Annotated in this window: 18 protein-coding genes and 1 tRNA gene; 8 read left to right on the top strand and 11 right to left on the bottom strand. The window is 59.7% G+C overall.

Translation table 11 applies throughout. The features are described 5' to 3' along the window. Nucleotides 1-92: 92 nt before the first annotated feature. Nucleotides 93-1,262 (top strand): carboxynorspermidine decarboxylase, encoded by a 1,170-nt coding sequence (gene nspC, locus ACR0LF_RS13850; protein WP_480578976.1) that lies wholly within the window; start codon nucleotides 93-95, stop codon nucleotides 1,260-1,262. After that, nucleotides 1,259-2,101: an agmatinase gene (gene speB, locus ACR0LF_RS13845; protein WP_480578973.1), complete on the top strand. Its 843-nt coding sequence runs from the start codon at nucleotides 1,259-1,261 to the stop codon at nucleotides 2,099-2,101. The genes nspC and speB overlap by 4 nt, the downstream gene beginning before the upstream one ends. Here the strand turns inward: speB and ACR0LF_RS13840 are convergent. Beyond that, nucleotides 2,098-2,688, bottom strand: a complete 591-nt coding sequence (locus ACR0LF_RS13840) for an HD domain-containing protein (RefSeq protein WP_480578971.1) — start codon at nucleotides 2,686-2,688, stop codon at nucleotides 2,098-2,100. The two genes, speB and ACR0LF_RS13840, sit on opposite strands and share 4 nt — an antisense overlap. Before the next feature lie 103 nt (nucleotides 2,689-2,791). On the opposite strand from ACR0LF_RS13840, the gene ACR0LF_RS13835 reads away from it, so the two are divergent. Further along, nucleotides 2,792-3,625 carry a LysR family transcriptional regulator gene (locus ACR0LF_RS13835; protein WP_480578969.1) on the top strand — a complete coding sequence of 278 codons (834 nt, stop codon included), beginning with the start codon at nucleotides 2,792-2,794 and terminating at the stop codon, nucleotides 3,623-3,625. Between the two features lie 2 nt (nucleotides 3,626-3,627). On the opposite strand, the gene lptF is transcribed toward ACR0LF_RS13835, so the two are convergent. Then, on the bottom strand, nucleotides 3,628-4,767 hold the full coding sequence (gene lptF, locus ACR0LF_RS13830) for an LPS export ABC transporter permease LptF (protein WP_480578966.1): 1,140 nt from the start codon (nucleotides 4,765-4,767) through the stop codon (nucleotides 3,628-3,630). 208 nt (nucleotides 4,768-4,975) lie between these two features. On the opposite strand from lptF, the gene ACR0LF_RS13825 reads away from it, so the two are divergent. After that, a complete protein-coding gene (locus tag ACR0LF_RS13825; protein WP_480578964.1) occupies nucleotides 4,976-5,902 on the top strand; it encodes an alpha/beta hydrolase in 927 nt (308 codons plus the stop codon). A gap of 102 nt (nucleotides 5,903-6,004) precedes the next feature. Here the strand turns inward: ACR0LF_RS13825 and ACR0LF_RS13820 are convergent, their stop codons facing one another. After that, on the bottom strand, nucleotides 6,005-7,126 hold the full coding sequence (locus ACR0LF_RS13820) for a class I SAM-dependent methyltransferase (protein WP_480627499.1): 1,122 nt from the start codon (nucleotides 7,124-7,126) through the stop codon (nucleotides 6,005-6,007). Nucleotides 7,127-7,689: 563 nt separating this feature from the next. Here ACR0LF_RS13820 and ACR0LF_RS13815 point away from each other — a divergent pair. Further along, complete coding sequence (locus ACR0LF_RS13815; RefSeq protein ID WP_480856395.1) at nucleotides 7,690-8,406, top strand: hypothetical protein; 717 nt, start codon at nucleotides 7,690-7,692, stop codon at nucleotides 8,404-8,406. A 119-nt stretch (nucleotides 8,407-8,525) separates the two neighbouring features. Here ACR0LF_RS13815 and ACR0LF_RS13810 read toward each other — a convergent pair. Continuing rightward, nucleotides 8,526-8,601, bottom strand: a tRNA-Trp gene (locus tag ACR0LF_RS13810). Between the two features lie 142 nt (nucleotides 8,602-8,743). On the opposite strand from ACR0LF_RS13810, the gene ACR0LF_RS13805 reads away from it, so the two are divergent. Further along, nucleotides 8,744-9,448 (top strand): lysophospholipid acyltransferase family protein, encoded by a 705-nt coding sequence (locus tag ACR0LF_RS13805; RefSeq protein WP_480578958.1) that lies wholly within the window; start codon nucleotides 8,744-8,746, stop codon nucleotides 9,446-9,448. Here ACR0LF_RS13805 and ACR0LF_RS13800 read toward each other — a convergent pair. The 5 genes from ACR0LF_RS13800 to ACR0LF_RS13780 all read right to left on the bottom strand — a co-directional run bounded on the left by ACR0LF_RS13800 (nucleotide 9,445) and on the right by ACR0LF_RS13780 (nucleotide 16,618). Further along, nucleotides 9,445-9,690 (bottom strand): MoaD/ThiS family protein, encoded by a 246-nt coding sequence (locus ACR0LF_RS13800; protein ID WP_480578956.1) that lies wholly within the window; start codon nucleotides 9,688-9,690, stop codon nucleotides 9,445-9,447. The two genes, ACR0LF_RS13805 and ACR0LF_RS13800, sit on opposite strands and share 4 nt — an antisense overlap. Then, nucleotides 9,683-11,938 (bottom strand): xanthine dehydrogenase family protein molybdopterin-binding subunit, encoded by a 2,256-nt coding sequence (locus ACR0LF_RS13795; protein ID WP_480578953.1) that lies wholly within the window; start codon nucleotides 11,936-11,938, stop codon nucleotides 9,683-9,685. The genes ACR0LF_RS13800 and ACR0LF_RS13795 overlap by 8 nt, the downstream gene beginning before the upstream one ends. Next, nucleotides 11,938-12,417 (bottom strand): (2Fe-2S)-binding protein, encoded by a 480-nt coding sequence (locus ACR0LF_RS13790; protein ID WP_170408211.1) that lies wholly within the window; start codon nucleotides 12,415-12,417, stop codon nucleotides 11,938-11,940. Before ACR0LF_RS13790 ends, ACR0LF_RS13795 begins: the two co-directional genes overlap by 1 nt. Next, complete coding sequence (locus ACR0LF_RS13785) at nucleotides 12,414-13,280, bottom strand: FAD binding domain-containing protein (RefSeq protein WP_480578950.1); 867 nt, start codon at nucleotides 13,278-13,280, stop codon at nucleotides 12,414-12,416. The genes ACR0LF_RS13790 and ACR0LF_RS13785 overlap by 4 nt, the downstream gene beginning before the upstream one ends. Nucleotides 13,281-13,405: 125 nt before the next feature. Next, nucleotides 13,406-16,618 carry a reductive dehalogenase gene (locus ACR0LF_RS13780; protein ID WP_480578948.1) on the bottom strand — a complete coding sequence of 1,071 codons (3,213 nt, stop codon included), beginning with the start codon at nucleotides 16,616-16,618 and terminating at the stop codon, nucleotides 13,406-13,408. Between the two features lie 75 nt (nucleotides 16,619-16,693). Between ACR0LF_RS13780 and ACR0LF_RS13775 the strand changes: the two genes are divergently transcribed. Continuing rightward, nucleotides 16,694-17,596, top strand: a complete 903-nt coding sequence (locus ACR0LF_RS13775) for a LysR family transcriptional regulator (RefSeq protein WP_480578946.1) — start codon at nucleotides 16,694-16,696, stop codon at nucleotides 17,594-17,596. Here ACR0LF_RS13775 and ACR0LF_RS13770 read toward each other — a convergent pair. After that, complete coding sequence (locus tag ACR0LF_RS13770; protein WP_480578943.1) at nucleotides 17,587-18,438, bottom strand: LysR substrate-binding domain-containing protein; 852 nt, start codon at nucleotides 18,436-18,438, stop codon at nucleotides 17,587-17,589. The genes ACR0LF_RS13775 and ACR0LF_RS13770 overlap by 10 nt on opposite strands. Before the next feature lie 103 nt (nucleotides 18,439-18,541). Between ACR0LF_RS13770 and ACR0LF_RS13765 the strand changes: the two genes are divergently transcribed. Next, nucleotides 18,542-19,243 (top strand): SDR family oxidoreductase, encoded by a 702-nt coding sequence (locus ACR0LF_RS13765; RefSeq protein ID WP_480578941.1) that lies wholly within the window; start codon nucleotides 18,542-18,544, stop codon nucleotides 19,241-19,243. Between the two features lie 2 nt (nucleotides 19,244-19,245). Here ACR0LF_RS13765 and ACR0LF_RS13760 read toward each other — a convergent pair whose 3' ends face one another. Next, nucleotides 19,246-20,517, bottom strand: coding sequence for an NAD(P)/FAD-dependent oxidoreductase (locus ACR0LF_RS13760; protein WP_480578938.1), 1,272 nt, complete (start codon nucleotides 20,515-20,517; stop codon nucleotides 19,246-19,248). Between the last annotated feature and the right edge of the window lie 21 nt (nucleotides 20,518-20,538).

The raw sequence follows: 20,538 nt of genomic DNA, 5'->3' as shown, positions 1-20,538 counted from the left end.
AATTCTGACCTCCAGACCTGCTTCTGTTCAGAACTACCTCGGAGGTCCGGGGGCAGCGCCCCCGGCCTCTTCACCAATCGGAGACGCCGGACATGTCCGACATGATGACAACCCAAGCCGGCGACGCCGGAGCCTTCCGCAGCTTCGACCTGAGCCGTGTCCCCTCCCCCTGCTTCGTCGTCGATGAAAAGGCCGTCGAGCGCAACCTGCGCGTACTCGCCGATGTCGGAACCCGGTCCGGTGCGCATGTGCTCAGCGCGCTCAAAGCGTTTTCGATGTTCTCGCTGGCCCCGCTGGTCCGCCAGCACCTCGGCGGCACCTGCGCCAGCGGCATCTATGAGGCGCGTCTGGGCCGCGAGGAATATGGCGGCGAGGTCGCCACCTTCTGCGCCGGGTACAAGGACGCCGATATCGATGAAATCCTGTCTCTGTCCGACCACATCATTTTCAACTCGCCAGCGCAAAAGGACCGGTTTCTGACCAAGGCACAGGCTGCGGGCGTTCAGGTCGGTCTGCGCATCAACCCGGAACATTCCGAGGGCGAGGTTGCCAAATACGACCCCTGCGCGCCGTGTTCGCGGCTGGGAACTCCGGTCAGTCAGTTGACCGCAGACGCACTGAACGGTGTCGATGGCCTGCATATGCATACGCTTTGCGAACAGGGTTTCGAACCTTTGCAACGCACATGGCAAGCCGTGGAGCCCAAGCTCGCCCCGTTCACGGGTCAGCTCAAATGGCTGAATTTCGGCGGTGGCCACCACATCACTCGCGACGACTATGACCGCGACGGGCTGGTCCAGTTCATCCAGTCCATCCGAGAAACATACGGCATCGACGTCTATCTCGAACCCGGTGAAGCGGTGGCACTGGACGCTGGTATTCTGGTCGGGGAAATCCTCGACCTGCCGGTCAACGGCATGAACCTTGCGATCACCGATATCTCGGCCACCTGCCACATGCCCGACGTGATCGAGGCCCCCTACCGCCCCGCCCTGATGGATGAGGCCGAGGCGGGCCACACCTACCGACTGGGCGGGCCGTCCTGTCTGGCCGGCGATGTGATCGGCGATTACACATGGGAGCAACCGCTGGAGATCGGTCAGCGCTTTGCCTTCCTCGATCAGGCGCATTATTCGATGGTCAAGACCAACACGTTCAACGGCGTGCCCCTGCCGACCATCGCGCTGTGGAACAGCGAAACGGACGAGCTGAAGATCATCAGACAGTTCGGCTATGACGACTTCAAAGAGAGACTCTCATGAGCATTTTCCTCGACAGTGAACTGACGGCAGCCGAGCGCAGCGAGGACGCCCGTTTTCGCGTGATCCCCGTGCCGCTGGAACGCACCGTGTCCTATGGGTCAGGTACAGCGAAAGGCCCCGAGGCAATCATCGAGGCCAGCAATGAGTTGGAACGCATCACCGGTCACGCCGAGCCTTGTGTCGAGGGCATCTTCACCGAGGACCCTATCGATTGCGACGCCGCCCTGCCTGACATCATGGAACGCCTCGCCCAGCGCACCGAAGCCGCCGTGCGCGCGGGCAAGTTGCCCGTGACATTGGGGGGCGAACACTCGCTCAGCTACGGCGCTGTGATGGGTGTTGCTCGCGCCTTGAACCAACCCATTGGTATCGTCCAGATCGACGCGCATGCCGACCTGCGCAATGCCTATCAAGGCGAGAAACACTCGCACGCGTCGGTCATGCACCTGCTGGCCGAGGAAGGCATCCGGCTGGCCCAGTTCGGCGTTCGGGCCTTTTCCACCGAAGAAGCCAAGAGTCGTCTGAAAAACCACGTCTTCCACGTCGACGCCGAAGACCTTGTCACCGGCAATATCCACGCCGTCGACCTGCCCGAGGATTTCCCCGAGCTGGTCTATGTCAGTTTTGACGTCGACGGCCTGGACCCGTCGCAGATGCCTGCCACCGGAACACCTGTGCCCGGTGGCCTGGGTTATTATCAGGCACTGCGGCTGGTCGAGCACGCCTTGAAAGGCCGCAAATGCGTGGGCTTCGACGTGGTTGAACTTGCGCCGGACGGCAATGCCGCCTGGGACTTCACTGCCGCGCAGATTGTCTACCGCCTGATGGCGGCCTGTTAACCCTCGGACGTCTCATTGAGTTCCATGTGGCCTTCGCCCTTGTTCAAGACTCGGCGCAGCATCGGCTCGAAGAACTCCAGCGGTTTGGTCGGGTAGTCCGGGTCGAACGCTTTCTGATCGTATTCATGGCAGAAATAGCGGCAGTCCTCCCAATAGGGGCTGTCGCGATACTTGTCGCGGGCGTTGCGATCACCGCCGAGGTGATGGTTGTAGTAATACCCTTGGAACACACAGTGGTGTTTCAGAATCCAATAGGTTTTCTCGCTGACATAGGGCTTCATCATCGCCGCTGAAAGCTCACCATGGTTATAGGGCGACAGGATATCGCCGGTGTCATGGATCAGGGCTGCGACCACCAGTTCTTCATCCGCGCCGTCTTCATAGGCGCGCGTGGCGGCTTGCAGGCTGTGCTGATAGCGGTTCACCGGATAAGGCGTCCATTCTTCATCGAGCGACCGGATCGCATCCAGAATACGATCCGGCAGGGCGGCATTGTAAGCCTCTTCATACTCCATGACGGCATCCCAGTCGGCCTTGGTGGCCTGTTCAAAACTGGTCCAGGTGGGTTTGTGGCTTTTGTCCAGCATTGCGTGGTCCTTTGGCGGGTTTCCTTGAGTTCAGGATACTCTGAATCTACCCTGCAAAAAAAATGAATTGATTTTATCGGATCGATCAAAAAATACTTTCGATATGCAAACCAAGGCACTTGAAACTTTTCTCTGCGTGGCCGAAACGGGCGGCTTTCATGCCGCTGCCCGCAAACTGAACGTCACCCAAACGGCCGTCAGCGCGCGCATTCGTCTGATCGAAGAGGAAACCGGCAGGGCGCTGTTCACGCGCGGCGCAGGGGGGACGACGCTGACCGAGTTTGGCAGGCAGTTCAGACCCTATGCGGAACAAATGTTGTCCCTTTGGTCCTTTGCCTCGCGCGACTTGCCGTTGCAGGCCCAGAACCGCCCGGCGCTGCGTCTGGGCGGTCAGCTGAGCATTTGGGACCCGTTGCTGGTGGATCTGGCCGTTCGGTTTGAGCAGCGCTTTGGCAAGCTTCTGCTGACACTGAATTACGATCACGATCTGAACATGGTCGAAGCTGTGGCAACCCACGTGCTGGACGCGGCGATCACGCATGAAAGACCATCAGACCGGCGCGTTATCTGGCACGAGCTGGAACCAGAGCTGTTGTCTTTCGTCCGGACGCCGCAGGCGGCATTGGCAGAAGATGATCTGGTCTTCGTCAATCTTGAACTGGGCGAGATCTATCAGGATCACGTCAGATCGGCTGCGCGTCGGGCATCAGGTCAGACCTTGTTTCTGGGCAATTGCATGATGGCGCTGCGCTATGTCCTGCAACGGGGCGGATGTGGCTATTTCCCCGATTACGTCATCTCTGAACAGCTGGCTTCGGGCGCGCTGGTGCGGGTCGAGGACAGTGTCAGCCTGCCGCTGCCAATGTATCTGGTCGCGCGCGGGGATCACGAGGAGTTCGACGACATTCGCAGCTGTCTGGCGGAACTTCGCGCCTGAGATCAGACCGGTGTCGGCATGGTCTGCGGTTCCCGCGGACGTTTGCGCAGCAGCGGACGACCGGCGATAAGCAGAAAGACGCCCGAGATCAGCACGCCCATGATTGCGGGCAGGTACAGCAGGAACCAAAGCTTCGGGTCATCAATCACCACGGGGGACACAAACCCCCGCACACCTTCGAGCAGCACGAGGATGGTGAATGCGCCCAGTATCTGCGGCCACAGCCCAAAGCGCGAAAAACTGCCCAGCATCAGGGTCGAATACCCGGCCAGCGCCACGGCAATGCAGATGGCGATCCACGAAAACCGCTGGTGCAGTTCTTCAATCAGCTGCCCCTGGCTATACCCTTCCGCTGCGGAAATCGTTTCGCGGTTGCGGATCAGCTCTGCGGTTGGAATAGCTTCAAGGCTGCGGCGGGCGATCGGGCTTGTGTTGGTCAACTCCGAGATGTCGTAGGAGGCATCCTGGAACAAAGTCGACGACAACACCTTGCCGTCCTGGTTCAGACGCAGGGCGACCCCGTCCACCATCACAAGGTGGATACCCAACTCGTTATTGACCAGATAAGCCGTGACGCTGGAATAGCTGACCGCGTTTTCGGAATCGCGCCGGTCCGAGACAAACACTTCGTGGAGGGTGCCGTCCAGATCGATACCACCGATGTAGACCGTGACACCTTCGGCGGGGTGAAGGAACTCGCCTTCGTTCAGCAGTTGCGCGGTGACATCCCCCGCGACCTCTGCCTGCCGGAACTCGAGCTGTTCCACCGATGCCGGGCGCAGAAACACGCTGATAACCGCCATCATCAGCCCGGTGATGATACCGAACAGGGCAACGGCCCGGGACAGCCGCCGGGGGCTGGAGCCGGTCGCCAACATCACCGTCAGCTCACTTTCGCGGCTCAGGCGGTTGGTGGCGTAAACGGCGGCGGCGAACACAGCCATGGGCATGACCGTTCGGATCAGGGTCGGCAGGGTCAGCGCCGTGAATTCCAGAAACACAATCGCCGACTGACCGCCGCTGATGACCCTGTCAAACAGGCTGACGGATCGGGTGATCCAGAACACGCCGACCAGCACCAGGGTGAAAAAGCCAAACAGTATCAGCAATTGCCGCAGGAAATATCCATCGAAACGCGACATGGGCCCTCGTGCGTGTGTTCGTTTGCAACGGACACTAGGGCATTCGGTCGGCAGAGGAAACAGGCATTGGCCGTCTGCACGCCCCTCTGTGCAACTGTCGCGCAAACCCGCTGTCTTCGAAGGGTGCCGGAGACGTCGGGAGATAGCGCTTTGTGAAAACGCCGGTTCATGGCACATTTTACGGATTGATAAGAATGGAGTTTGTGAAATGGCCCTGTTTTTTTCCCGCCGCACCTATAACGCGAAGAAGAAGAAATTCACTCTGAAGCCAGCCGCAAAGACCAGATATGTGCACATCACCCACCAAAGCCCGGGTGGTAAAATTCGCAAAGGCAGCATCGTCAAGCAGGCGAAATGGCTGGATCTGGTGCGTCAGGAGGGCGGAGACACGGCCGTTTTAATCTACGTTCACGGGTTCAACACCAGCCAGAAGGGCATGCTGGACCGGCTGGGGAAAATCGAAAGCAATCTCAGGGCCAACGGGTATCAGGGGGCCGTCGTTGCGTTTGACTGGCCCAGCGACGGATCGGTTCACACCTATGACTCGGACCGGTCCGATGCCAAGGCGGTGGCCCCGCATCTGGTTGGGGATGGGATTTTACCGCTGTTGGGGATGTCTCCGAAACCCAAGGTTCACCTTATCGCGCATTCGATGGGGTCGTTGCTGGTGCTGCGCGCGTTCTCGGATTTCGGAGATTCGGCGGGACCGGGCAACAAGATCTGGTCGGCGGATCAGGTCATGTTCGCGTCGGGTGATATCGATGCAGAGTGGCTGGAGAAAGGCGCCTGGGGCGATCTTGTCCTGAAAAAGCGCAGCAAGCGGTTTACCAATTACTACAGCCGCAAGGACAAGGTTCTGGCCCTGGCCGGAGGGGTCGTGCATGGCGGACGGCAGCGCGCAGGCCGCGTCGGGATGCCCAAGCTGACCTCGAAAGGGCACTGGGACATTTTTTGTGACCATCAATACAACAAGGACGTACCGAAGGGGCAGCGCACCTTGATGAGATCGCATCGCTGGTGGTTCGACAGCGCCGGATTTTACCAGGACCTTGCCCTGACGATCGACGGCCATCCGGCCAAAACAATGCCGACCCGGCACAAGACAAACATCGGTGATCTGGCGCTGTTGACCTAATCGAACACTCGCCCAACGCTTGCGGGCGGTGACCTGTTGCAGGGGCAGACCTGATCAATCAAAAGCGTCGGGGCGTTGACCAGTGCTTTAGGCGCTCAGCCCTCATCTGCGCATTCGAAAAGCTTGACGAAGGTACTTCCATGGATAGCGCCTGGCGTGTTGCAGATCGGATGTGGCTTTGGCCAGTTTGGCCTGTAGCTGAAGCACTTCTCTTTCCGCCTCAGCCACATTGTTGAACTGCGACGGTTGCGCCAGTGACAACGAGGCCGCGGTATCTGCCTGTGTTTCTTTCACTCCCTTGCGAGACGCCACGCAAACATCGCCACCATCTATCCCGACACCCGGTATCATGGTTGGTTCAAAGCCAGCCTGGCGAATACACTCGCAAATGAAATCTGCTGACCAGCCACTTTCGAACCAGCCGAATTTGCGCATGGCATAAACGGATTCAGCGTCCAGCCGCATACCCCAATTGGGCCACCAGAGGGTATTGATTGGCTCACCGGCAAATACGATGCGGCCCTTTGGACCCAAAAACCCCGCCACCCGCTTGAGGGTGTCAACCGGGCGAACCGCGTGATGGAGACATTCGTAGAAAATCGCGATGTCAAAATCGCTTCCCGGTTCGACGGTATCGAAGTTTCCCTGAATGGCAGTAATTGGCAATCCGGAACGGGCGCTCCGGCGATTGATCAGTTCCACCGAATCCGGATTGATATCGACAGCGGTCACTTCTGCACCGGCAAAGGCCATTACTTCCGAACTCAGCCCCCAGCCCGCCCCCATATCCAGCACCCGCGCACCAGGTGCCGGATTTGCAAGCATCAGCGCGGTCAGAACCGTGCGGCTGTGTTTTGAAATAAAGGCAATATCGTTCACGCCATAGGGGTTGGCCGTGTTCAATCGTGCGTCGACATCGAAAGGGTACACCTCACCGGAAGCCTGGTCCAAAGCGCGGCCGGAAATCTCGGCATAGACCTCAAGCTGTTGCTGGAAATAGGCTTCGCTAAATGGATCGAGCGTTACATCAACTTTTGCTTGAGGCTTGAACTGAAAATTGCGCACAGCTTCCCGTGCTTGAGGCGTGGAAATCCCTCCCAACGCGTCGCATTCAGCTACAAATTCATCAAGATTGATTGCATCCCAAGTATCGCGCAAAATGCCCTCCCCTTTTTTGCTCCCAATAGCTTTTGACTTAAACATAATCTCAGAGCTTTTGAGCATACGCGTTGCTGAGCCTCAAGCTCAACTTTGCCAACACCTCGAAGAAACGTCTTTGTCGACCATAAAAACTTGGACTGTCAGAAATCATCGATACCGCGCCCAAGGTCAGGAACATAGCCTGCTTTTTGTCCGCCTCAGCGGATTGCCGTGTGACGGAGATCAGAGCTAACCCACCGTGCCACGACTAAGTTATTGAATTATACGAGCACCCGTCATCTGTGATAGTCTGGGACCAGAATTTCCAATAACTGGTGAGGTCCACCCTGCACAAACGTCAATTAGAATTACGCTACTTCTTCATCGTGCTGTCACCGGTTTGCGTTTTCGTGATCCATGAAGTTGTTCAAAAGCACATGATTGGAATGGGTGCCGACGTTCCAGTGACCATTCTCGGCGACGGATCAGAATGGATGGAGGCGGTGGGCAGATACAGGTTTCTTTCCGCGGCTTGGTTCTTTGCAGCGCTCGCCCTGTTGCCCGTTGCAGCTTTAATCCGGAACTTAGCGAACCCATTGGAAAGAAATACGAAAATAATATCGGTCCTGATTGTTCTCGCGATCACAATGCTGGCGGTCATACCGACAATTCAGCAGTACGCAACCGGCAGCACGCCGCAAATCTATCATCAAGTCGGTAAGAACGTTTTTGAAACCGCTCTTTCCCGAGGCTCGCTTCCCTACTGCCAGTCTTCTGACGACTATTGGCTGTTGGGCAGATGCGGTGAGATTCCGGTCTTTTCACTGTTCCGGCGCATTCTGGACATTGTAAACGCCCTGGCAGGTCTCGCTGTCGGGTCTCTGATTGTGGGAATGGTTCTGTGTTTGGCATCGCGTGACACCGACGACATTGAAGAGGCGTCCGAAGAGTTGGCCCGCAACTTGCGCCGCACGCGGCATCAGTTGTATCTGTCCAGTCTTATCCTGACTTCTGGTATGTTTTTCGCAGCCAGTTGGATGTATTGGCCGATGCCTTTGGTGTCAGAAGCAGGTAAGTCTTCGTACAATTCGCTCGTCTCGGCATCTGCACTTTTTACCGGGACATATTTTTGCCTGTTGATGCTGAGCTACTTTCTGCCGGTTGCCTTTATTCTGGAAAGCAGGGTCAAAAACCTTGCCGAAAGGGCAAACCGCAACAAAACCAGCGAAACCTTTGACGTGAGTGAGTGGAGATCATCGCACGGTCTTTCTGAAGGTACAGGAGACATCCTGCGAGCAGGTTTTGCGTTGTCTGCACCGCTTCTGGCTGCATTTTCCGGCGGAATTGCACCAATTGCCGGATAGTATTGGATTTCAACTACTGCGCTGGATGAAGATTGAGGCCAGATTCACAGGCTTTTCCTGCGCGACCGCGAATCTTCGAACCATTAACGGCTGATGATGCGTAAAATTGTCGGATGTTTTGGCAGGGGCAGCAGGGTTCGAACCCGCGACCTACGGTTTTGGAGACCGTCGCTCTACCAACTGAGCTATACCCCTTTAGTGAGCCCCCAGATATGCCAGCCGCGCGGCGGACTCAAGAGGCTTTTTCAGAATCTACTCCACTATCTGATCCGACAAACAAGTTGCGCAAAATGTGCAGTGCGCTAAGACAAGGTCCGGGCAGAAAAAGGAACCCCGTGTGAACCTCCGAAAGAAGATCGCAGACAGCGAAGCCGTGCTGAACTGGGTGGCACGTCGGATCGCCAGTTATATTCGATTGGTCAACCGCAACACGCGCTGGCAACGTATCGGGTATGAAGAGCTGGATCAGCTGGCCGAACAGGGTGAACCGGTGATCGTGGTGCTGTGGCACCAGCGGCTGGCGCAGTCACCCTATTTCTTTCCGCTGGACAAGGCCCGCATCTGTTCAATCACCTCGTCCGCGCGGGCAGGCAGCATGGTGGGCCGGGTGCAAAAACTGTTCGGCATGGATACGATCGCCATGTCCAGCCACAAGCGGCATGTGGCCCTGTCGCGCGAAGTGCTGGGCAAGATGAAGCAGGGCATTTCCATCGGCATCGCCGCCGATGGACCGCGCGGGCCCGAGCGGGTTTTGTCGACCGTGCCGCTGGTGTGGGCGCGCACCTCGGGCAAACGGGTGTTCGGTATCACTTTTTCCGCCAAACACGGGCGTGAGGCGGGCACATGGGACCGTCTGCTGATGCCCCGCCCCTGGCGCAACGAGGGTGTGTTTCTGTGCCGAGAATGGACCGAAGCGGTCCCGCGCAAAGCAAGCGAAGAGGAATTCGAAGCGCTGCGCCAAAGCCTTGAGAACCACATGAACGATATCACCGCCGAAGCCGACCGCATGGTCGGGCGCACGCCGTGGTCGCCTGACGCTTAACCGCCCCGCAGCCGCTGCATCAGATAGACTTCGCTGCCTTCGGGGATCGGCTCGGTCAGCCCGGTGGCGATGACGCGCCCGTCGATGGCGATGGAGACCCCCGCATCGATAGGCGCCTGAAGCTGCGGATGCGCCCGCACCAGTTCTTTCAGCAATTCACCGGTGGTCTTGGCCTGAACCTCGACCACCTGCCGGCCCCCGGTCAGAGACCGGAGGCTGGACCAGAGGTGCACCTCAACCATTGTCCTTCAACGCCGCAAGAATGCGCGGCGGGGACATCGGCAGTTGCTTCATCCGCACACCCGCCGCACGAGACACAGCGTTGGCGATGGCGGCCAGAGGCGGCACGATGCCGGTTTCCCCCACGCCCCGCACACCGAACGGGTGGCCTGGATTGGGCACTTCGACGATCACCGTGTCGATCATCGGCAGGTCGCTGGCGACCGGGATGCGATAGTCGAGGAAGATCGAGTTCTGCAGGCGACCGTCTTCGCCATAGATATATTCCTCGTTCAGCGCCCAGCCGATGCCTTGAGCGGCACCGCCTTGGTACTGGCCTTCGACGTAAGTCGGGTGGATCGCCTTGCCTGCGTCCTGAATGACCGTATAACGCGTGACGCTGGTTTTCCCGGTTTCCGGGTCGACCTCGGCATCGACGATGTGGGTGCCAAAGGACACGCCAGCACCTTCGGGGGTGGCTTCGAAATGGCCCGAGATCGGACCGCCGGTCGAGCCCATATCGGCGGTGATATCGGCCAGTGGCATCGGGTCGAAATCGCCCGCGTTGGGGCCCGAAGGCACAGCGCAACCGTTTTCCCACTTCACGGCATCGACGGGGATTCCCCATTTGGCCGCTGCGCGTCCGCACAGCTTTTCAACCGCATGATTGGCCGCCTTGATGGTCGCCAGACCGCTGGCATAGGTCACGCGCGAGCCATGGCTAACATCGTTGTAGCCCAGCGTCGCTGTATCGGCGACAGTGACGCGGATGTTCTCGTAGGGAATGCCCAGCACCTCGGCCGCCATCAGCGCCATCGACGCCCGCGAGCCGCCGATGTCGGGTGTGCCAACCATCACTTGCGCCGAACCGTCCTCGGACAGGGCCAGCGACACGCTGGTCTCACCGCCGTGATTGAACCAGAAGCCGCAGGAAATCCCACGCCCTTGCCCCGGTTTCAGCGGGGCCGAGTAATGTGGATGCGCCTTGGCGGCCTCGAGCGTTTCAACCAGACCAATACGCTCGTAACGCGGGCCATAGTTGGCTTTCGTGCCTTCGTATGCCGCGTTCTTGAGGCGAACCTCTACCGGATCAAGGCCCAGCTTCTTGCACAGCTCATCCAGCACGGATTCCACTGCAAACGCCCCCATGGGTGCGCCAGGTGCGCGATAAGCGGCCTGTTTCGGACGGTTGGCCAACACGTCATACCCCACCTGACGCACATTGGTCAGGTTGTAAGGCGCAAAGGCACACATGGCGGTCATGTCTCCGGGCGCACCCGGAAAGGCACCACCCTGCAAACGGAAGATGCCTTCGGCCGCAGTGATCGTGCCATCCTTCTTCATGCCGATTTTGACATCCATCGAAGCGGAAGAGGTCGGACCGGTCGAGCGGAATACCTCGGAACGGCTCATCACGATCTTGACGGGACGGTTGGCCTTACGGCTCAGCGCCAGCGCAACGGGTTCGATGAAAACGGTCGTCTTGCCACCGAATCCGCCACCGATTTCCGAAGCGGTCACACGAAGCTGCGCTGTCTCAATTCCGACCAGCGCAGCACAGTATTTCTGTGCATACCAATGGCCTTGCGTGCAGCACCAAAGCTCACCCTTGCCGTCACTGCCCAAAGATCCGAGACAGGCGTGGGGTTCGATATAGCCCTGGTGCGTTGCTTCGGTCACAAAGCTGTCTTCGATGACCAGATCGGCCTCGGCAAAGCCTGCCTCGACATCGCCATGGCCGCTCTCGTGATAACGCACGACGTTGGGGTGCATCCCTTCGGGGACGGAATAATCCGCCGCCCCTTCGCGAATGACCGGCGCGTCGGGAGCCATCGCCTTGTCCACATCGGTGACGTGGGGCAGAACTTCATATTCGACTTCGATCAATTTCAGCGCGTCACGGGCCGCCAGGGCAGAGGTCGCTGCGACTGCCGCCACTGCGTGACCGTCATAGAGCGCTTTCTCGCCTGCCATGACGTTTTCCAGCACGTTCCAGAACTCGCCCTCAAGTCCCGGCTTGAACGGCAACTCGGCGAAATCCGCACGGGTCACGACGGCTTTGACGTCCTTATGTGCCTCGGCTTTCGACGCGTCGATCTTCACGATCCGTGCATGGGCGTGGGGTGAGCGCAGGATCGCGCCGTGCAACATGCCTGGTGCCGAAATATCCGCGCCGAATTTGGCGCGACCTGTCACCTTGTCCAGTCCATCAGGACGGTTGGGGCGCGTGCCAACAAAAGTGAAATCTGATTTACGATCGTCCAGAGCCATTACGACGCCTCCCGCATTTCGGCCGCCGTATCCATCACGGCGCGAATGATCTTGTCATATCCGGTACAGCGGCACAGGTTGCCCGCCAGCCAATACCGCGTCTCTTCTTCGGTCGGGTTCGGGTTCTTTTCCAGCAGAGATTTTGCCGCCACCAGAATTCCCGGGGTGCAGATACCGCATTGCAAGGCGGCGTATTCAATCATCTTCTTCTGCAGCGGATGCAGAACGTCGCCGTCGGCAATGCCTTCGACGGTTTCGATCTGTTTGCCTTCGGCTTCGACCCCAAGCATCAGGCAGGAACAGACCAGACGGCCGTCGACCGAAACCGAACACGCGCCGCAATCGCCGGTGCCGCAGCCTTCTTTCGCGCCGGTCAGGTTCAGCTTGTCGCGCAGACAATCCAGCAGGGTTTCGCGCGGATCGCAGAGATACTCGACCGCGTCTCCGTTAACGGTGGTGGATACGTGGAACTTGCTCATGCTTGCTCTCCCTTCGCACGGGCATAGGCGATTTTCGCGGCGCGCTTGGCCAGAACGCCGGCGACCTCGGTGCGGAATTCGATGGTGCCGCGTTTGTCGTCGATCGGGTTGCACGCGGCAGAGGCTGCGGCGGCCAGCGCATCCAGCGCGGCGTCGTCCAGCGTGGTGCCGATAATGGCGCGGGCCGCATCTTCGACCAGCAGAACCGTCGGGGCCACAGCGCCCAGCGACACGCGGGCTTCGGTGATCGTGTCACCATCCAGACGCAGGTTCACGCCCACGCCGACAACGGCAATGTCCATCTCAGTCCTCGGAATGAAGCGCAGGTAAGCGTCGCCCCCGTTTTCCCCGCGCACAGGGATATTGACCGCCGAGATCAGCTCTCCCTTGGCCAGTGACGTCTTGCCGGGTCCGGTCGGAATGCATTCAACCGCAACCTCGCGCGTGCCATCGGGCCCGGTGACCGTGACGGTGACGCCAGCCGCGACCATGGCGGGCACGGAATCAGCCGCCGGAGAGCCGTTGCACAGGTTGCCCGTCAGCGTCGCGCGCCCCTGCACCTGGGTCGATCCGATCAGGTCCATCGCCTCGACCACACCGGGCCAGTCGCGGCCCAGCTCGGGGTGTTCGCTCATCTCGGCGCCGGTTGCCGCGACGCCCAGTGTCCAACTGCCGTCGGCATTACGGGTGATGTCGCGTACGCCATTGATTTTCTTGATGTCGATCAGCGTATCGGGCGTCACCAGATCCGAGCGCAGCTGCACCAACACATCGGTGCCGCCGGCCAGAAACCGCGTGATGCCCGTCGCGTTCGCGGCCAGAGCCGAGGCTTCGGCAAAGCTGGCGGGGCTGTGATAATCCATGAAGCTACCTCGTACCTGTTGATCAGGGATATCTGGGTTCGGGGCGACGTTAATTCACCCCTTGCCCGGCGTCCATGGGCCGAGCGACCAAATTTTAAATTCCAGATGTCGCTTATAGGCAGGGTTCAGAGATCGATTTCGATCACGCCATCCACTTTGGCCGCGCGGCTTTGGCACAGGATCATGGCCCCTTCACGCTGTTTTCGGGACAAAACGAAATCCCTGTGTTCGACCTCGCCCGATATGACACCGCATTTACACACGCCGCAGATGCCATCGGCGCATTTCACATCCACGTGAATACCAGCTTCGTTCAGAACCTGTGCCGCGTCCTTTTCTGCCGGCACGGGCAGTGTTTTTCCTGAACGCGCAAGCTTCAGGCTGAACGGATGGTTTTCGTATTCGGGCGTTTCGGGAACCGAGAAATATTCCAGATGCCGCGCCTCTTCGGGAAAGCCCTGCCGTTCTGCTGCCTGCATCACCCCGTCCATGTAGCGATCCGGTCCGCAGGTATAGACATGCCATCCGTTCTGATAGCCAGACAGGATCACATCCAGATCGGCGCGGGTTCCTTCATCCGAGAAATGGTAATGAACGCGGTCTGCCCAGGGCATGGCGGCCAAATCCTCCAGATACCCCGCCCCGTCCCGCGTGCTGGCCGAATAGTGCAGCTCGAACTCCCGGCCCAGCGCATGCAGGCGGTGGGCAAAGGCGATCATCGGGGTGATGCCGATGCCGCCGCCCATCAGAATGGTCTTGGTGGCCGTCTCATCCAATTCGAAATGGTTGATCGGTTTCGAGATGAAGACCTTGCGCCCTTCGTTGAAGATACGATGCAACAGGGCCGACCCGCCGCGCCCTTCATCTTCGCGCAGGACCCCGATCTGATAAGTCTCCCGGTCTGACGGGTCACCGGACATGGAATATTGCCGCAGAAATTCCGGTGCGACCAATACGTCCAGATGTGCGCCCGCTGTCCATCCCGGCAGGGGCGCACCGTCCAGCGATGAGAATTCATACTTCGTTACATCTGCAGTCATCTTGTCGACCTTGGTCACGGCGACCCGCATCACCGGCGCATCACCGGCGATTTGATAACGGTGGATGATCGACACATCCCCGCTTGCCTTGCGCGCCTTGTACTCATCGGCGGTCACCATGGCCTCGTAGGCAGCAATCCCGGCCTCACGATCCATGGCAAAGGGGTAGGGCCAGGGGTGCGGGGCCAGATAGGCGGGATAGACGGCCAGTGTCTGATCCTCGTACTTCAGGTCCAGATCCCTTTGCAGATCGCGTCGGTTCAGCGGATGGGTTGTGGGGCGGTATGCGCCGTCAGGCTGTAGTTCGATATCCCACCACCATTTCTTGATGTCGTTCAGGCCGCCATTTCCAGCCGCGTCGTCCAGCTTGGCCAGTGCAGACGCGGCAGACGGAATGTTCATCGCAGCCCAGCGGAAGGGGCGTTCCTTGAAGATGCCTTCGAGGTTCCACGGGCAGGTTTTCATGCACCGCCCGCACATCGCGCCACCCGGCGTTGTCACGCGGTAGGTTGCGCATTTCTGACTGTCGGATTTCCAGATTTCATAGCCGTTGAACATCAGCTTCGGCCCGGCGGTGATCGCCCCCGAGGGGCACTCGCGTGCGCACTTGTTGCAAGCCTCGCAAAAGCTTTGCAGGCCGAAGTCAATCGGCTTGTCATGCTCCATCGGCATATCGGTGGTCACGGCCCCGGACTTCAGGCGCGGGCCGAGATAAGGGTTCAGGATGACCTCGCCGATCCGGCTGACCTCACCCAGACCGGACAGCAACAAAAGCGGAGGTTGCAGCACCTCGCCATCCATCACCGTATGCGCCTTGGCCTTGTGGCCGAGGTTGCGGATCTGCTGGGCAATCACTCCGCCCAGCAGGGAAAACCGCAGATAAGCGCGCATGGATTGGGCGACGCTGATCCAGTCGTCACCACTGGCACCTTCCATGGTCTCATAGCCCTGATCGATGATCATGCTGATGGCCTGATCATGGGGCGGCACGATCTCTTCGCCGGTCGCATCGTGAGAGTACCAGGCCCAATTCGGGCAACGGCTGAGACCCACCGCATCGACCCCCAGAAAATAGGTCGCGGCCTTGATATTCGCTGCATTGCGTTGGGCATCAGTTGGCTTGGGTGTGTCAGCGCTTTCGCCGTCCTGCAGCAGAACGAAGGCTCCCAAGGCGCGCCTCTGGGCAAAGCTGGGCGCAGCCTTGCGGACATAGTACCCTCCCTTCGCGGCATCCTGCAGCGACTTGCCCATATCTCCGAACTGGGCGCGGGCGAACATGTCGGCGCGTTTTGGCACGCGGGCAACGTTCTCTTCGTCGATATAGGTGGTCGGGCTTTCGACCCGCTTGAGTTTCTCAAACGGATGAGCCCCGTCCACATAGCGCCGCTTGGCATAGGGATCGCGGTTGAGGGCGTTCTTTGCAAAGCCCGCTCCCAACCACCATGCCGGCCCTTGCGTCCGGAACCACGGTTGTTGCGCCATGGGCTGAAGCGGTTGGTCATGGGCAATCGGCATCTCGGTCGTCACGGCGGCCAGACCAAACCGTGTGCCCAGCCACGGCACGGCAATCTCGCCCTCTTCGACCGAAGCCAGCCCTGCAGCTACCGCCAGCTTGCTCAGATCAACTTCGGAGGACATCATGCTATGCGCACGTGCGTCAAAACCCAGCAAACGAATATAGTTGGCGATGACCACAGCATTCTCGGTCGCCAACAGGCAAGCGCGATGGTCCTGCGCGTCGTTGATCCAATCTGCACCGGGCTCAGACGGGTCTGGGTCGCGGTTGTGTTCGTAGAGGAAGACAATGCTGTGACGATGACTGTCAATCGGCTTGGGCGCGGCCTCCATACTGTCTTTCAGGTCGGCCATGATGACGTCGATGCCCGAAGCCAGCGTTTTGGTTTGTCGGGTGCGCAAGGCAAGGGCAAGCCGGTCGATGTCCGGGTTGCGACGCGGTTCTGCCAACAACGCATCCGACGGTAAGGGTCCGCAGCCCATCATCGACGCGTCGTTGAAATACCCGAATGCTTTCAGATGGTTGGCGCGTTCCCGCGGGTCTGACGGAATCTCTGACGCAACCGGGTTCACCAACCCGTCGCGAATGGCGTCCATCATCGCCTGAAACTCGCCCATCGCGTTGACGATGCTGTCTGGCTGGTCCGTTCGGTGGAAGCTCAGGTCGGCCATGGCAGGCGCAAGCGACAGGTCGGGCAGGTCATCCCGCCGGGCCAAACGCTCCAGCGGGTAGCGACCCATGTGAACGGGCCGGTTCTTATCCGAGAAAAAGCGGATCCCCATCGCGTGCCTCCTGTTGCTATCCGTCACCTAGCCCGCCATGGACAGCAAATCCATTCATGCCTAATCATAAACGGTATGAGCAAAATCGATTTCACCGACCTCGACGGCAAGGTCCTGCGCACGTTTCTGACCATACTCGAGGAAAGCTCGGTCTCGAAAGCAGCGGACCGGCTGGGGGTCACGCAGTCGGCGATCAGCCATACGCTGGCCAAGTTGCGGCAGGTGCTGGGCGATCCTCTGTTTGTTCGTTCCGGTCAGGGCCTGACCCCGACCGAGCGCGCCCTGTCTCTGAAGGAACCTGCGCAAAAGGTGCTGGATGGAATGCGCGCATTGACCGAAGGGCGACCGTTCGACCCGTTGTCTGAACAGATCGACATCCGCATCGCCACCAATGACATGCCGCGCGAGTTGATCTTTCCGCAACTCCTTCGCGAAACCCGCGCTGAAGGCGCGCGTCTTCGGTTGGAATTCATCCCCTCGGGCGTGCCGGATCCTGATCTGTTGCGAAGCGACCGGTGTCAGTTGATGCTGACCCCGTTGCCGCCGGACGGCCCGGATATCTTTCAGAAACGCCTGATGACCAGCCCGCTGATGGTGTTCTATGACGCCGCGCAACGTAAACCACCAGAAAGTTGGCAGGATTATTGCGACAGCGCGCATGTCGAGGTGCGCTTTGCCGATGGCCGCAACGCCCGCGCGGTGATGCGCGGCGTTGATCAAAGCCAGATCAGGCCAGCGGTTGTTACCTTACCGCATTTCAACGCGATCCCCGCCTTTGTGCTGGGCAGCGACCTGATTTCGACCGACACCGAGCTGATGAAACAGGGTCCGTTGAACGCGTTGGATTGTGCTCCGCTGCCTTTCGAATGCGCGCCCGTCTCGATCTACATGGTCTGGCACCAGCGATCGGCAAATGACCCGGCACACCGCTGGTTGCGCGCCCGGATCGAGACCATCGCAGCCACCCTTCAGACCTGAGACAACAGCCAGTTGCGCATGATCTCGACCAGTTGCGGCTGTCGCGGCTTGCGGGGCGCGACAACGTAAAACCCCAGATCTTCGATCAAGACATCGTCAAGCGGCTGGACCAGATGGCCCGATGCAACCTCGGGCGCGACCAGTGGGGCATTGGCCAGTGCGATCCCCTGCCCCGAGAGGGCGGCATCAATCGCAAGACTGGTCTGGCTGAAGCTCATCATCCGGGGCTTGCCGCTTACACCCACCCTCTCAAGAAACAGGGGCCACAGCCCGTGGGTGTCGTTCAGCAGCACCTGCCCCAGAAGGTCAGATGGATCGTCCACCTGCGCGGCGATTGCGGGGCTGCACACCGGGATGAATTCGGTCGAAAACAATGGCGTTGCATCCAGATCAGACCCAAAAGGCGCTCTGCCCTGTCTGACTGCCAGATCCACGCCATCCGAGTTGAAGTCCGCCAAACGTTCGCGCGCATCCACCTGAACCGAGATATCCGGATGCAAGTCGGTGAACCCCGACAATCGCGACACCAGCCACTTTGAGGCAAAGCTTGGCGTGACTGACAATGTGATCCGACGGTCCGGAGAAAGGTCTTCCACGGCCTCTTCGATCAACCTGAAGGCCCGGCGCAAAGGCGCGTGAAACCGGCGCCCGGCTTCGGTCAACCGCAAGCCACGCGGCAGGCGGTCGAACAGGACCTCATCCAATCGCGCCTCAAGCCCGCGCACTTGCTGGGCAACAGCGCCTTGTGTCACGCCCAGTTCCTCGGCAGCCAGCCGAAAGTTCAGATGCCGCGCGGCGGCTTCAAAAGCCCGCAACGCATTCAGGGGTGGAAGGGCGGCCATGGCATGATCCTGTAGATTTTCTACAGCATAGGACCAGCAGAACTGATTGGTCAAACGGGGCCTTGATCGCCATCTTGGGAACAAGTGGAAACGGAGATGTCAGATGGAAAAAGTAGCTCTTATCACAGCCGGCGGCAGCGGCATGGGTGCGGATTCCGCACGCAGGTTGGCGGCAGACGGGTTCAAAGTTGGCATTCTGTCGGCCTCGGGCAAAGGCGAAGCTTTGGCCCATGATCTGGGCGGCGTCGGCGTCACCGGCTCGAACCAGTCCGCGCAAGATTTGCAGAAGCTTGTCGATGCCGCGATGGCCCATTGGGGGCGTATTGACGTTCTGGTCAATTCTGCCGGTCACGGCCCTCGTGCCCCGATCCTTGAACTGACGGATGAGGATTGGCACACCGGCATGGATGTCTATTTCATGAACGCGGTCCGTCCGACGCGGCTGGTGACGCCGATCATGCAGGCGCAGGGGGGCGGGTCGATCATCAATATCTCGACCTTTGCGGCGTTCGAGCCTGATCCGGTTTTTCCGACCTCTGGCGTGTTCCGGGCCGGTCTGGCTGCCTTCACCAAGCTATTCTCGGACAAATATGCCGCCGAGAATATCCGCATGAACAACGTCCTGCCGGGCTTCATCGACAGCTTGCCCGAGAAGGAAGAGTTCCGCAGCCGTATTCCGATGGGGCGCTATGGGCGCAGCTATGACGAGATCGCCTCGGTCGTGGCCCTGCTGGCCTCCGACGGTGGCGGCTACATCACCGGGCAGAACATCCGGGTGGATGGTGGCATCACCCGGTCTGTCTGACCTCAGAACCGCGCCTTTACCAGATGTGTCAGCGCCGCGCCGGATTCGAAATAGGCGCGGCGCAGGCGCGTCCAGCTTTCGCGATACTCAACCACGGCGGGAACCGGCAAAAGAGAGAGATCATCCGCCAGAAGGCTTTCGGCCATCATGCGCCCGAAAACCGTGCCCGGGCCGATGCCGCGACCGGAATAACCATGGGCGGCCAAGGCGTTGGGGCCAATCTGTGTAATCTTCGGAATATGGTCCGACGTCATCGCGATCCGACCGTGCCACCCCTGTTCAAACGGCTGGTCGGCCAGTTGCGGATAAAGCTCGGCCAGCTTGCGCCGAACCCAGGCGGTGTGCGCGCTTCGACCCGCATGTCCGAGATCACCCATGCCGCCAATGATCATCCGCCCCGCCTGATCCAGTCGAAACGACGTCATGATCAATCCGGTATCCCAGCACCCCTCTGCCTGCGGCAGGATGCTGGCGCGCAGATTGTGGGACAGCGGGGCCGTTGCATACTGGAAGTAATAGACCGGCACATAGGCAGGCGCGGACTCCGGCAATGCAAGATGATAGGCGTTCGTCGCCTGAATGACCGATTTGGCCCGAACCGTCCCACCCGGTGTCATCAGTATCCACTGACCGCCCTGATGCTGCATCGACTGAACCGGGCTTTTCGCATGTATTTGCGCCCCGGCCTGAGAGGCTGCACGCGCCAAGCCCGTCGCATAGGCCAGTGGTTGAATGGTGCCCGCACGCGGATCGAACAAGGCACCATGAAAGGCATCGCTGCCGGTCCTGTCACGTGTTACCTGAGCCGATATCAACTCAACCGGCGCACCAGCCCCACTCAGTTGTTCATGGCGTGTCTGCAAGTCCCTCAACCCCGAGGCGGAATGCGCGCAATGAAGGGTTCCGTTGCGCACAGGCGCGCATGCGATGCTGTATTCTTCGATCAGGGAAAAGACGTCCGACGGGGCCTTGGCCAGCAGGTCGATCAGGCGGTCTCCGGCGTCCCTACCGATATGCGCGCGGATGTCGTCTGGTGGCAGCCACAACCCGGCGTTGACCAGACCCGCATTGCGCCCTGAGCCGCCATACCCGATCTCCTGCGCTTCCAGCAGACAAACCGAGGCACCGGCACGGGCTGCCGTCAACGCCGCCGAGCATCCGGTATAGCCGCCACCGATGACAGCCAGATCAACATTGGTGTCCGCGGTCAGGGGTGGTGCCGTGACCACTTCGGTGCAGGTCGTCCGCCACAGGGCATGTTCGGGATCGTTCACGTGGGACCTCTACGTCTTTTC

This window comes from Ruegeria sp. E8, assembly GCF_056533985.1.
Note: the sequence above shows the minus strand (reverse complement) of the source record. Positions and strands in the feature narration are given on the sequence as shown.

What these genes read in the sequence shown, in the direction of transcription:
- nspC (WP_480578976.1), top strand. Translation starts at nt 93, where the DNA reads ATGTCCGACATGATGACAACCCAAGCCGGCGACGCCGGAGCCTTCCGC.
- speB (WP_480578973.1), top strand. Translation starts at nt 1,259, where the DNA reads ATGAGCATTTTCCTCGACAGTGAACTGACGGCAGCCGAGCGCAGCGAG.
- ACR0LF_RS13840 (WP_480578971.1), bottom strand. Translation starts at nt 2,688, where the DNA reads ATGCTGGACAAAAGCCACAAACCCACCTGGACCAGTTTTGAACAGGCC.
- ACR0LF_RS13835 (WP_480578969.1), top strand. Translation starts at nt 2,792, where the DNA reads ATGCAAACCAAGGCACTTGAAACTTTTCTCTGCGTGGCCGAAACGGGC.
- lptF (WP_480578966.1), bottom strand. Translation starts at nt 4,767, where the DNA reads ATGTCGCGTTTCGATGGATATTTCCTGCGGCAATTGCTGATACTGTTT.
- ACR0LF_RS13825 (WP_480578964.1), top strand. Translation starts at nt 4,976, where the DNA reads ATGGCCCTGTTTTTTTCCCGCCGCACCTATAACGCGAAGAAGAAGAAA.
- ACR0LF_RS13820 (WP_480627499.1), bottom strand. Translation starts at nt 7,126, where the DNA reads ATGCTCAAAAGCTCTGAGATTATGTTTAAGTCAAAAGCTATTGGGAGC.
- ACR0LF_RS13815 (WP_480856395.1), top strand. Translation starts at nt 7,690, where the DNA reads ATGCTGGCGGTCATACCGACAATTCAGCAGTACGCAACCGGCAGCACG.
- ACR0LF_RS13800 (WP_480578956.1), bottom strand. Translation starts at nt 9,690, where the DNA reads ATGGTTGAGGTGCACCTCTGGTCCAGCCTCCGGTCTCTGACCGGGGGC.
- ACR0LF_RS13795 (WP_480578953.1), bottom strand. Translation starts at nt 11,938, where the DNA reads ATGGCTCTGGACGATCGTAAATCAGATTTCACTTTTGTTGGCACGCGC.
- ACR0LF_RS13790 (WP_170408211.1), bottom strand. Translation starts at nt 12,417, where the DNA reads ATGAGCAAGTTCCACGTATCCACCACCGTTAACGGAGACGCGGTCGAG.
- ACR0LF_RS13785 (WP_480578950.1), bottom strand. Translation starts at nt 13,280, where the DNA reads ATGGATTATCACAGCCCCGCCAGCTTTGCCGAAGCCTCGGCTCTGGCC.
- ACR0LF_RS13780 (WP_480578948.1), bottom strand. Translation starts at nt 16,618, where the DNA reads ATGGGGATCCGCTTTTTCTCGGATAAGAACCGGCCCGTTCACATGGGT.
- ACR0LF_RS13775 (WP_480578946.1), top strand. Translation starts at nt 16,694, where the DNA reads ATGAGCAAAATCGATTTCACCGACCTCGACGGCAAGGTCCTGCGCACG.
- ACR0LF_RS13770 (WP_480578943.1), bottom strand. Translation starts at nt 18,438, where the DNA reads ATGGCCGCCCTTCCACCCCTGAATGCGTTGCGGGCTTTTGAAGCCGCC.
- ACR0LF_RS13765 (WP_480578941.1), top strand. Translation starts at nt 18,542, where the DNA reads ATGGAAAAAGTAGCTCTTATCACAGCCGGCGGCAGCGGCATGGGTGCG.